Raw genomic sequence first — 1,277 nt, forward strand, 5'->3', positions numbered from 1 at the left:
AGAAGTACCAGCTCAAACCCCGCGACTGGGCCACCGCCGCACGCGAGGGCACCACCATCGCCCCCCTCATCACCCGCCTCAACACCATCCGGCGCCGGCATCCGGCGCTGCGGCGCCTCAGGAACCTGCGCTTCCACCCGACCGACAACGACGCCGTCATCGCGTACAGCAAACGCTCGGGCTCGGACACGGTCGTGGTGGTCGCCAACCTCGACCCGCACCGCACCCAGGAGGCGACGGTCTCGTTGGACATGGCGCAGCTCGGCCTGGACCAGCACGCGACCGTGTCCGTGCACGACGAACTGACGGGTGAGACCTACCACTGGGGCAGGACCAACTACGTGCGTCTCGAACCCGGCCGGGCGCCGGCGCATGTACTCCATGTCCGGCGATCGTCCGCCTCGCCCCAGATCGGAGGGCCCAGCGCGTCATGACAGTCAACAGCCCCGTCCCGGACACCTTCGAGGACACTCCCGCCAAGGACCGGGACCCGGAGTGGTTCAAACGCGCCGTCTTCTACGAGGTGCTCGTCCGCTCCTTCCAGGACAGCGACGGCGACGGCGTCGGCGACCTCAAGGGCCTGACCGCCAAGCTCGACTACCTCCAGTGGCTGGGCGTGGACTGCCTGTGGCTGCCGCCGTTCTTCAAGTCACCGCTCAGAGACGGCGGATACGACGTCGCCGACTACACCGCCGTGCTGCCCGAGTTCGGTGACCTCGCCGACTTCGTGGAGTTCGTCGACGCCTCCCACCAGCGCGGCATGCGCGTGATCATCGACTTCGTCATGAACCACACCAGCGACCAGCACCCGTGGTTCCAGGAGTCCCGCAAGAACCCCGACGGGCCGTACGGGGACTACTACATGTGGGCCGACGACGACAAGCAGTACGGCGACGCGCGGATCATCTTCGTCGACACCGAGACCTCCAACTGGACCCATGACCCGGTCCGCGGCCAGTACTACTTCCACCGTTTCTTCTCGCACCAGCCGGACCTCAACTACGAGAACCCGGCCGTGCAGGAGGAGATCCTCGCCGCCCTCCGCTTCTGGCTGGACCTGGGCATCGACGGGTTCCGGCTGGACGCCGTGCCCTACCTGTACGCGAGCGAGGGGACGAACTGCGAGAACCTGCCCGCCACGCACGAGTTCCTCCAGCGGGTCCGCCGCGAGATCGACGCGATGTACCCGGACACCGTGCTGCTGGCGGAGGCGAACCAGTGGCCCGAGGACGTCGTCGACTACTTCGGCGACTTCTCCTCCGGCGGCGACGAGTGCC

At 67.5% G+C, this 1,277-nt stretch carries 2 protein-coding genes; both read left to right on the plus strand.

Annotation, left to right across the window (positions count from 1 at the left end; genetic code table 11):
* The coding region (locus ACFY01_RS46735) for a DUF3459 domain-containing protein (RefSeq protein WP_390741880.1) at positions 1 to 434 on the plus strand (434 nt) is incomplete at its 5' end.
* Positions 431 to 1,277, plus strand: an 847-nt coding sequence (locus tag ACFY01_RS46740) for an alpha-amylase family glycosyl hydrolase (protein WP_390741881.1), incomplete at its 3' end; no start/stop codon positions are given. The genes ACFY01_RS46735 and ACFY01_RS46740, both read left to right, overlap by 4 nt.

The sequence above is a fragment of the Streptomyces sp. NPDC001480 genome, from assembly GCF_042894725.1.
In the GTDB taxonomy this organism is placed as follows: domain Bacteria; phylum Actinomycetota; class Actinomycetes; order Streptomycetales; family Streptomycetaceae; genus Streptomyces.